The organism is Pseudundibacterium arcticum, assembly GCF_042646465.1.
In the GTDB taxonomy this organism is placed as follows: domain Bacteria; phylum Pseudomonadota; class Gammaproteobacteria; order Burkholderiales; family Burkholderiaceae_D; genus Undibacterium_A; species Undibacterium_A arcticum.
The window spans coordinates 1-8,486 of sequence record NZ_JBHRTP010000021.1 but is presented as its reverse complement, the minus strand read 5'-3'; the positions used below and the strand labels follow the sequence as shown (position 1 = coordinate 8,486).

7 protein-coding genes and 1 riboswitch are annotated in these 8,486 nt (G+C 59.6%); of the genes, 3 read left to right on the top strand and 4 right to left on the bottom strand.

The features are described from left to right. Positions 1 to 1,216 (bottom strand): phosphomethylpyrimidine synthase ThiC (gene thiC / locus ACFOFO_RS07595; RefSeq protein ID WP_390331290.1); only part of this gene is annotated, 1,216 nt, incomplete at its 3' end. Between the two features lie 61 nt (positions 1,217 to 1,277). Further along, a riboswitch (TPP riboswitch) is annotated at positions 1,278 to 1,381 on the bottom strand. A 2-nt stretch (positions 1,382 to 1,383) separates the two neighbouring features. Between thiC and ACFOFO_RS07590 the strand changes: the two genes are divergently transcribed. Genes ACFOFO_RS07590 through ACFOFO_RS07580 form a run of 3 tightly spaced genes read left to right on the top strand, consistent with a single transcriptional unit; the run spans position 1,384 to position 5,044 of the window. Beyond that, positions 1,384 to 1,698, top strand: a complete 315-nt coding sequence (locus tag ACFOFO_RS07590) for a hypothetical protein (RefSeq protein WP_390322307.1) — start codon at positions 1,384 to 1,386, stop codon at positions 1,696 to 1,698. Positions 1,699 to 1,731: 33 nt separating this feature from the next. Then, positions 1,732 to 4,569: a valine--tRNA ligase gene (locus ACFOFO_RS07585; protein ID WP_390331288.1), complete on the top strand. Its 2,838-nt coding sequence runs from the start codon at positions 1,732 to 1,734 to the stop codon at positions 4,567 to 4,569. A gap of 16 nt (positions 4,570 to 4,585) precedes the next feature. Further along, positions 4,586 to 5,044 (top strand): DUF2147 domain-containing protein, encoded by a 459-nt coding sequence (locus tag ACFOFO_RS07580; protein WP_390322306.1) that lies wholly within the window; start codon positions 4,586 to 4,588, stop codon positions 5,042 to 5,044. A gap of 81 nt (positions 5,045 to 5,125) precedes the next feature. Here ACFOFO_RS07580 and ACFOFO_RS07575 read toward each other — a convergent pair whose 3' ends face one another. The 3 genes from ACFOFO_RS07575 to argJ form a co-directional block, all read right to left on the bottom strand. Continuing rightward, the gene (locus ACFOFO_RS07575; protein ID WP_390322305.1) at positions 5,126 to 5,953 is read right to left on the bottom strand and encodes a 2-keto-4-pentenoate hydratase; all 828 of its coding nucleotides are present in this window, start codon (positions 5,951 to 5,953) and stop codon (positions 5,126 to 5,128) included. A gap of 192 nt (positions 5,954 to 6,145) precedes the next feature. Continuing rightward, on the bottom strand, positions 6,146 to 7,024 hold the full coding sequence (locus ACFOFO_RS07570; protein ID WP_390322304.1) for an ATP-binding protein: 879 nt from the start codon (positions 7,022 to 7,024) through the stop codon (positions 6,146 to 6,148). Positions 7,025 to 7,049: 25 nt separating this feature from the next. Beyond that, positions 7,050 to 8,288: a bifunctional glutamate N-acetyltransferase/amino-acid acetyltransferase ArgJ gene (argJ, locus tag ACFOFO_RS07565; RefSeq protein WP_390322303.1), complete on the bottom strand. Its 1,239-nt coding sequence runs from the start codon at positions 8,286 to 8,288 to the stop codon at positions 7,050 to 7,052. Positions 8,289 to 8,486: the final 198 nt, after the last annotated feature.

Sequence of the window (8,486 nt, the reverse complement as noted above, 5' to 3'; positions counted from 1 at the left end):
CGTAGATCGAGCCCGGACGCAGGCCATCGCCCAGCGAAAACGACACGTCGTAGGCCTTCATGATGGCGCAGATGTCTTCGAAATGCGTGTACAGGAACGATTCCTTGTGATGCGCCAGGCACCACTTGGCCATGATCGAGCCGCCGCGCGAGACGATCCCGGTCAGGCGCGAGGCCGTCATCGGCACATAGCGCAGCAACACGCCGGCGTGGATCGTGAAATAGTCGACGCCTTGCTCGGCTTGCTCGATCAGCGTGTCGCGGTAGATTTCCCAGGTCAGGTCTTCGGCCTTGCCGTTGACTTTTTCCAGCGCCTGATAGATCGGCACGGTGCCGATCGGCACCGGCGAATTGCGGATGATCCATTCGCGCGTTTCGTGGATGTGCTTGCCGGTCGACAGATCCATCACGTTATCGCCGCCCCAGCGGATCGCCCAGGTCATTTTTTCGACTTCTTCGCCGATCGAACTGGTCACCGCCGAGTTGCCGATGTTGGCGTTGATCTTGACCAGGAAGTTGCGACCGATGATCATCGGTTCGATTTCCGGGTGATTGATGTTGGCCGGGATGATGGCGCGGCCGCGGGCAATTTCCTCGCGCACGAATTCCGGCGTGATTTCGGCTGGAATCGCCGCGCCGAACGACTGGCCCGGATGCTGGCGCCCCATCAAGGTGGCCAGCTTGTGGCCCATCGGGCCGGAGGCTTGCAGTTCTTCCAGGTATTCACGGCGCCGCATGTTTTCGCGGATCGCCACGAATTCCATTTCCGGCGTGATGATGCCCTGGCGCGCATAGTGCATCTGCGTGACGTTCTTGCCAGCCAGAGCGCGGCGCGGCTTGCGGTGCAGGTCGAAGCGCAGTTCGGCCAGTGCCGGATCGTTCAGGCGTTCCACGCCGTAAGCCGAGCTGGGGCCGCTCAGTTCTTCGGTATCGTTGCGTTCGGCGATCCAGTTTCCACGCACCGATGCCAGGCCGGAGCGGATGTCGATGTTGGCATCCGGGTCGGTATACGGGCCCGAGGTGTCGTACACATAGATCGGCGGATTGGCCTCGAAACCAAAGGACGCGGGCGTGTCGGATTGGCTGATTCTGCGCATCGGCACGCGGATATCCGGGCGCGAACCCGTGATATACACTTTGCTGGAATTGGGCAAGGGCTGGACCGCCGCCTCGTCTACCGTGGCAGTAGCGGACAGGAATTTTGGATTGGCGTTCATAGTGCTTCCTTATAGGTTCGTTGCTCTTTGGCGGCCAGCAACAAGAAGGAAGACAGTACGAACTACGACAAGTCTGCTTTCCTACGCTGGCATTATCCAGTTCAGGTCAAGGGTATTTCTCACCCGGCAGATTTATTTCATCTATCAGGACCCCTAGCAATTCCCGCATGTCAAGCAACGCGGGAAAGCAGCATTATAGCCGCTTTTATAGCGTCGATTTTAAATTAGGGATATCGGCGACCCGCCAAGGCTACCGCGGCCAGTGCGGGGTATCGGACGGAGGCTTGCGGATTCGGCCTGGCATCGGCGCTCCATCGATCGAACGCAGGATCCAGCTGATCCTCGGGCGCCAACGCCTCAATCTGCCTCTTCCTCAGTCTGGCATCGAACTTTACGTAGAGAAATATTTGAACATCAATTTACCCCGCAGCACCACTGCGCCGCGCCCTTGCCTGGCTGAAATTACCGGCAGTCATTTATAATCAACAACTTAGATAAAACCACCACGCAAAATCATGGAATTAGCCAAGTCTTTCGAGCCCGCCGATATTGAGAAATTCTGGCGTACAGAATGGGAACAGCGCGGGTATTTCGCCGCGTCCATGGATCTGTCCAAACCCGCATTCAGCATACAGTTGCCGCCGCCCAACGTGACCGGCACGCTGCATATGGGGCATGCGTTCAACCAGACCATCATGGACGGCCTGACCCGCTATCACCGTATGCGCGGCTTCAATACCGCCTGGATCCCCGGCACCGACCACGCCGGCATCGCGACCCAGATCGTGGTTGAACGTCAGCTCGATGCGCAAAAAATTTCGCGCCATGACCTTGGCCGTGCAAAGTTCGTCGAAAAAGTCTGGGAATGGAAGGAGCAGTCCGGCTCCACCATTACCGGCCAAATGCGCCGCATGGGCACCTCGCCGGACTGGACGCGTGAATACTTCACGATGGACGAGCCGCGCTCGAAAGTAGTGACCGACGTGTTCGTGCGCTTGTTCGAGCAGGGTCTGATTTATCGCGGCAAGCGCCTGGTTAACTGGGATCCGGTACTCGGTACCGCAGTGTCCGACCTGGAAGTGGTGTCGGAAGAAGAAGACGGCTCGATGTGGCATATCCACTATCCGTTCGTCGATGGCAGCGGCTATCTGACCGTGGCGACCACGCGCCCCGAAACCATGCTGGGCGACGTCGCGGTGGCGGTCGATCCGACCGATGAACGTTACACCCATCTGGTTGGCAAGATGCTGTCGCTGCCGCTGACCGGACGCGAGATCCCGGTGATCGCAGACGAATATGTGGACAAGGAATTCGGCACCGGTTGCGTCAAGATCACGCCGGCGCACGACTTCAACGACTATGCGGTGGGGCAGCGCCACAAGCTGGAAATGATCAGCATCCTGACGCTGGACGCGATGATCAATGACAATGGACCGGCCCAATATCAGGGTCTGGACCGCTTCGCCGCGCGCCAGCAGATCGTGGCCGATCTCGAGGCGCAAGGCCTGCTGGACTCGGTCAAGCCGCACAAACTGATGGTGCCGCGCGGTGATCGTACCGGCGTGGTGATCGAGCCGATGCTGACCGACCAGTGGTTCGTTGCGATGAGCAAGCCGGCGCCGGACGGCACCCATTTCCCGGGCAAGTCGATTGCCGAGGTCGCACTGGAAAAAGTCGCGAACGACGAGATCAAGATGGTGCCCGAGAACTGGACCACCACCTACAACCAGTGGCTCAACAACATCCAGGACTGGTGCATCTCGCGTCAACTGTGGTGGGGTCATCAGATTCCGGCCTGGTATGACGACGAAGGCACTATCTACGTCGCCAACACGGAAGCGGAAGCGCAGGCCAAGGCCGGCGACAGGAAAATCCGGCGCGACGAAGACGTGCTCGATACCTGGTTCTCGTCGGCTCTGCTGCCGTTTTCAACGCTCGGCTGGCCCGGGGTTGATAACATCGAGACGCCGGAATACAAGGCCTTCCTGCCGTCGTCGGTACTGGTCACCGGCTTCGACATCATCTTCTTCTGGGTCGCACGGATGGTGATGATGACCGCCCATTTCACTGGCAAGGTGCCGTTCAGCACGGTGTATGTGCACGGTCTGGTACGCGACAGCCACGGTCAGAAAATGTCGAAGTCCAAGGGCAACACGCTCGACCCGATCGACCTGATCGATGGCATCGACGTCGAGTCGCTGGTCGCCAAGCGCACCACCGGACTGATGAATCCGCGCGATGCGGAAAAAATAGCGAAGGCGACCCGCAAGGAATTCGGCGACGGTATCGCCGCCTACGGCAGCGACGCGCTGCGCTTCACGATGGCCAGCTACGCGTCGCTCGGTCGCAACATCAACTTCGATCTCGGGCGCTGCGAAGGCTATCGCAATTTCTGCAACAAACTGTGGAACGCCACCCGCTTCGTGCTGATGAACACCGAAGGCAAGGATTGCGGCTTTGACAGCCACGTCGATGGCATCTGCAAACCGGGCTTTCTCGATTTTTCGCAGGCCGACCGCTGGATCGTATCGAGTCTGCAGCGCACCGAGGCCGAGATCGCAAAGGGCTTTGCCGACTATCGCTTCGACAACATCGCCTCCAGCATCTACAAGTTCGTCTGGGACGAGTATTGCGACTGGTATCTGGAAGTGGCGAAGGTCCAGGTTCAGCATGGCAGCGAGGCGCAGCAGCGCGCCACCCGTCGCACCCTGTTGCGGGTGCTGGAAGCCGTGCTGCGCCTGGCGCACCCGATCATTCCGTTCATCACCGAGGCCTTGTGGCAAACCGTCGCGCCGCTGGCCGGACAGAAGCTCGATGCGTCCGGCGACTCGATCATGCGCCAGGCCTACCCGGTTGCCAATCCGGAGAAAATTGACGAACAGGCCGAAACCTGGATGCAGCAACTCAAGGCGCTGACCGATGCCTGTCGTAATCTGCGCGGCGAGATGCAGCTGTCACCGGCGCAACGCGTGCCATTGATCATGTCGGCGCAGGATGCTGACGGGCTGGCGCGGTTGCAGTCGTTTGCGCCCTATCTGTTGGCCCTGGGCAAACTGTCCGAGGTACAGGTGCTGGACGCATTGCCGGAATCGCCGGCCCCGGTATCGATCGTCGGCGAAACCAAGCTGATGTTGAAAGTCGAGATCGACGTGGCGGCCGAGCGTGAGCGCCTGAACAAGGAGCTTGCGCGGCTGGAGACCGAGATCGGCAAGGTCAATGCCAAGCTCGGCAATGAAAGCTTCGTCGCGCGTGCACCAGAAGCGGTGGTCGCGCAAGAGAAGGAGCGACTATTGAACTTTTCCTCTACTCTAGAAAAATTGCGCGAACAGTTTGCTAAACTTCCCGGAGCATAAAAAACCGGAGGAGACCATGCTGAAATCGCTGTTGCTTGCTGGCGCGCTGCTGGCCACGTTCCTGTCGGCGGGCGCGTCGGCCGACAATGCGTCACCGGCCGGCGTCTGGAAAAACATCGACGACCATACCGGGAAATCGAAGGCACTGATTCGCATTGCCGAAGTCAACGGCGAGTTCCAGGGCAAAGTTGAAAAATTGTTCCTGAGCGCCGAAGAAGACCGCAATCCGAAATGCGTCAAGTGCGAGGACAGCCGCAAGGATCAACCCATTATCGGCATGAGCATCCTGTCCGGCCTGAAGCAGGATAAACAGGACATCGGCGAATATGACGGCGGCCAGATTCTTGATGCCGGCAACGGCAAGGTCTACAAGTGCAAGATGACCCTGCTGGAAGGCGGCAAGAAACTCAAGGTACGCGGCTATATCGGCGTACCGATGTTTGGCCGCAGTCAGATCTGGGTGCGCGAAGAATAAACGAGGCTTCGCATGTCACCATTAAAAAGCCGTTCAGTCAAAAGCTGAGCGGCTTTTTTTTCGTCTAATTACGGCAAGTTGTCAGACGAAGGAGACGGTAAGGCCGGGCAGGGAGACACCGGACAATGCCGTGCTCCAGGTCTGCCCCTTTTCGATCGGATAAGCATCGGTCCAGGTGCCGGTAGTAATGATCTCTCCGGCTGTCAGCGGCGCGAACTGGGGCTGGGTTTTGAGCAACTGGTGCAAATAGAACAGCGCCTGTAGCGGGCTGTTCGGCTCGTCACCAAAGCCAGCCGCCAACAGGGTTCCGGCGCACGACAGCGACATGCTGGTGTGATCCAGCATCGCAGCCAGATTGTGATGGCTGGCCGCCGACAGCAGCTTCGGTTCGCCGATAATCAGCGCACCATGCAGCCCGAAAGCAGCGATGGCGTCCGCGGTATCGAACTTCCATTCCGGAAACGGACATACCACGATCTCGATGCCATGCGCCATCCACTCGATGCACTCGGCCAGTTCGGCGATTGACGCATCGGCCGCCGGCGTATGGCCCAGCTTGAATACGATTTCGGGTCCGATGCGCGGCTGCATGGCGCCGGTCAGGCTCTGAATGCCACGATTATCATCGGCAAATTGCACTGTGGAATCGAACATCGGCGTCCAGATTGGCTCGCTGATCGGCCCGGTGTCGCCATATTTCGCCCGATGTGCACTATTGCTGAAACCGATCTTGCGGCCGATCGCCTGCTCGCCTTCCGCAGTGCGAATATCGTAGATGCGCTTGCTGATCTCGTAACCATCGTCGATCGACAGCGGCTGACGGGATGACAGCGAAGGAATCAACTGCGCCTTGGCACGCGCATCGAGCAGTTGATGGGCGTAGCGGTTGGCTTGGGTGGACATGAGCATGGCGGTCTCGCGCAAAGAGCGATTGAGGTTCAATCGCCCTATTTTCGACGACTCCGCTACTTTACACAAGCACGACGCCGGCCCATTGCGCTGGCGCAAAACAGACCGGCATCCCAGCGTCGCAGGCGCAGCGGGTGTCGGTTCAGCGACATGCCTGTCTGCCGGGCCAATGCACCGCAACTTCCGTCATTTCTATCCGGATTGCATTCTTCCGGCGTGATCTTTCGCGAACTGCCAGGCCACGCGGCCTGAGCGCGAACCGCGCTGCAAGGCCCAGCGCAGCGCGTCGGCAGTGGCGGCCTGAATCTGCGCGGCATCGCATCCGAACGAGCGCAACCAGTGCGCGACGATCTCCAAATAATCATCCTGGCGGAACGGGTAAAACGTCACCCATAGCCCAAAACGTTCCGACAGGGAAATTCTTTCTTCGACTGTTTCGCCCGGATGCAGGTCGCCATCATCACCATGGGTGTAACTGGCGTTATCGGACATGCGCTCCGGCATCAGGTGGCGTCGATTCGACGTCGCATAGATCAGCACATTGTCTGACTGCGCGGCAATGCTGCCGTCGAGTGCGACTTTCAGCGCCTTGTAACCGCTTTCACCTTCCTCGAACGACAGGTCGTCGCAGAACAGAATGAAGCGCTCCGGGCGTGTCGCGACCAGCTCGACGATATCCGGCAAATCGGCCAGGTCGGCTTTGTCGACCTCGATCAGGCGCAAGCCGTCTGCCGCAAATTGGTTCAGGCAGGCCTTGATCAATGACGATTTGCCGGTCCCACGGGCACCGGTCAGCAACACGTTGTTGGCCGGCCTGCGGTGGACGAACTGGCGTGTGTTCTGCTCGATCTGCTGCTTCTGCGGTTCGATATGCTGCAGGTCGGACAACGCGATGGTCGAGACATGCGCTACCGGCTGCAGGGTGCCGCGACCTGCCGGCCCGTGATATTTACGCCAGCGGAACGCATGACCGAGCTGCCAGTCCGGTTCGCGCTGGGTTTGCGGCAGTATGGTTTCGAGGCGCGACAGCAGCGCCTCGGCGCGGTTCAGGAAATGGTCGAGTTGGTTCATGGTGTTGAGCTCGTTACGCGTTCGATCAGGACCGGTAATCGGCGTTGATCGTCACGTAATCGTGCGACAAATCGCAGGTCCAGATGGTCGCGCTCGCATTGCCTCGCGCCAGCTTGACGCGGATCGTGATCTCGCTCTGCTTCATCACGCGCTGACCGTCGGCCTCCTGGTAATCTGGATTGCGGCCACCATTTTTCGCGACCCAGACGTCGTCCAGATACAGGTTCAGCTTGCTGACATCCAGGTCGTCGACACCGGCATAGCCGATCGCCGCCAGGATCCGGCCCAGATTCGGATCCGATGCGAAGAACGCCGTTTTCACCAGTGGCGAATGGCCGATTGAATACGCGATCTTGCGGCATTCCTCCACATTGGCACCATCTTCCACGGTGATGGTCATGAACTTGGTGGCGCCTTCGCCGTCGCGCACGATCATCTGCGCCAATTGTTGCGACAGGCCTATCACCGCGGCCGCCAGTGCCTCGTATTCGGGGCTGTCGACCTGGCTGATCTCGCCCCCCGTTACCCCGGTGGCGATCAGCATGAACGAGTCATTGGTCGAGGTGTCGCCGTCGATGGTGATGCAATTGAAGGACTGGTCGGCCGCCTGCTTGACCAGGTGATCCAGCACCGGCTGCGCCACCAGTGCGTCGGTTGCCAGAAAACCCAGCATGGTTGCCATGTTCGGCTTGATCATGCCGGCCCCCTTGCTGATGCCGGTCAGCGTGATGGTCTCGCCCTTGATCGTGACGGTGCGCGAGGCCGCTTTTGGCTGGGTGTCGGTGGTCATGATCGCTTCGGCGGCGTGGTACCAGTTGTCGCTGGTCAGATTCGCTACGGCCGCCGGCAAGCCGGCCTTGATGCGGGCCACCGGCAGCGGTTCCAGAATCACCCCGGTCGAAAACGGCAAGATCTGCGACTGCTCGCAGCCGAGTATCTCTGCCAGGGCGGCGCAGCTGGCATTGGCGTCCATCAGGCCGGTTTCTCCGGTGCCGGCGTTGGCATTGCCGGTATTGATCAACAGGGCACGGATCGGCGCACCCGAGATGTGCATGCCTTCCAGATGGGCCTTGCAGACCTGCACCGGCGCCGCACAGAAACGGTTCTTGGTGAATACACCAGCCACGGTGGCGCTCGGCGCCAGCTTCATCACCAGCAGGTCCTTGCGGTCCGGCTTGCGGATGCCGGCTTCGGCGAAACCGAGTTCAAGACCGGCGACAGGCTTTAATTCGGCGGCGACAGGAAGGGGAAGGTTGACTGCCATGAAATGCTTTCGGAGAGGGTGGTAATCGATAGAGAACGCTTATTGTAAACGCTTCGGAACGCTGGTTTGTCGCGGACCGCCGACCAAGATCATCGATGGTACTGTGCTGCACAGCGAAGCGCGACCGGTGGTTTTTTCAGCGCATCGAGTAAGGGACGGGGTTGCCCCCGTCGCCTTCTCACACCACCGTACGTGCGG

Bases quoted from the DNA above. Each gene is read 5' to 3' on its own strand.
- ACFOFO_RS07590 (WP_390322307.1), top strand. From the start codon at position 1,384: ATGTCAAGCAACGCGGGAAAGCAGCATTATAGCCGCTTTTATAGCGTC.
- ACFOFO_RS07585 (WP_390331288.1), top strand. From the start codon at position 1,732: ATGGAATTAGCCAAGTCTTTCGAGCCCGCCGATATTGAGAAATTCTGG.
- ACFOFO_RS07580 (WP_390322306.1), top strand. From the start codon at position 4,586: ATGCTGAAATCGCTGTTGCTTGCTGGCGCGCTGCTGGCCACGTTCCTG.
- ACFOFO_RS07575 (WP_390322305.1), bottom strand. From the start codon at position 5,953: ATGCTCATGTCCACCCAAGCCAACCGCTACGCCCATCAACTGCTCGAT.
- ACFOFO_RS07570 (WP_390322304.1), bottom strand. From the start codon at position 7,024: ATGAACCAACTCGACCATTTCCTGAACCGCGCCGAGGCGCTGCTGTCG.
- argJ (WP_390322303.1), bottom strand. From the start codon at position 8,288: ATGGCAGTCAACCTTCCCCTTCCTGTCGCCGCCGAATTAAAGCCTGTC.